We start from the raw sequence: 1,133 nt of genomic DNA, 5'->3' as shown, positions 1-1,133 counted from the left end.
GGAGCATGCCATGGAGGCTCGATTCGACCTGTTCGCCAGCGAGACCGCGGCGAAGTTCGCTAAGCGCGTGTACGCCGCCGGCTCGGTTCTGGAGGCGTCGTCGCTGCCGAAGTCCGTTCGCGAGTTGGTGATGCTGCGCGTCAGCCAGATCAACGGCTGTGCGATGTGCATCGACATGCACACCAAGGAGGCCGCGGCCGCCGGGGAGGAGGCCGTCCGGCTGCACCTGGTGGCGGCGTGGCGGGAGGCGACCGTGTTCAGCGAGGCCGAGCGGGCGGCGCTCGCGCTCGCCGAGGAGGGCACCCGGCTCGCGGACGCGGGCGGCGGCGTGTCCGACGAGACCTGGGCGCGGGTGCGGGAGCACTTCGACGACGACCAGACCGGCACGCTGATCGCGCTGGTCGCGATGATGAACGCCGCCAACCGGATGAACGTGATCGTGCGGACCCCGGCCGGCTCTTACACGCCCGGCATGTTCGCGAACACGCTCGACTGAGCGGGCGGCCCGGCCCGCGGGCGGGACGGGCCGGTCGCCCGGCGCGCCCGGCGCCCCGCGACGGGCGCGCCGTGTGGAAACCGGGCGCGGTGAACCCGCGCCGTGCGAACGCGTCCCGCACGGCGGCCTCGACGGCGCCCCGGCCGTCCCGCTCGACCAGCGCGAGCACCGATCCGCCGAAGCCGCCGCCGATCATCGGGGCGCCCAGCGCCCCGGCCGCGAGCGCCGCATCGACGGCCGTGTCGAGTTCGGCGGCGGACACCTCGTAGTCGTCCCGGAACGAGGCGTGGGAGGCGGTGAGCAGCGTTCCGACCTCCCGCGCCCGTCCCGCCCGCAGCAGCCCGACGGCCGCGAGGACCTGAGCGTTCTCCCGCACGACATGCCGGACGCGCCGCGCGGCAACGGGGTCGGTGAGGCGGGCGAGAGCGCCGTCGAGGTCGGTCCCGTCCCGCAGGTCCGCGACGCCGAGGGCCCGCGCCGCCGCGGCGCAGGTCCGGCGGCGCGCGCCGTAACGCGCCGTCCGCGTTCCGGTGCGGCGACCGGGTGCCGACCACGAGGAGGTCGAGCCCCGCGGCCCCGAAGTCGCACGGGACGGGCTCGGCGGTCAGGTGTCGCGCGTCGACGAGCAGCGCCCGCC

Annotated in this window: 1 protein-coding gene and 1 pseudogene; one reads left to right on the top strand and one right to left on the bottom strand. The window is 76.1% G+C overall.

The genetic code is table 11. From position 1 onward, the window contains the following. On the top strand, positions 1-496 hold a 496-nt coding region (locus QSK22_RS33210; RefSeq protein ID WP_352231521.1), incomplete at its 5' end, for a carboxymuconolactone decarboxylase family protein. Between the two features lie 166 nt (positions 497-662). On the opposite strand, the pseudogene QSK22_RS34115 reads toward QSK22_RS33210, so the two are convergent. Beyond that, a pseudogene (locus tag QSK22_RS34115) lies at positions 663-872 on the bottom strand (galactokinase); the annotation flags it as partial. Positions 873-1,133 lie beyond the last annotated feature (261 nt).

Source organism: Actinomadura sp. NBRC 104425 (assembly GCF_030269545.1).
Classification (GTDB): domain Bacteria; phylum Actinomycetota; class Actinomycetes; order Streptosporangiales; family Streptosporangiaceae; genus Spirillospora; species Spirillospora keratinilytica.
This window is presented reverse-complemented; position numbering and strand designations above follow the sequence as displayed.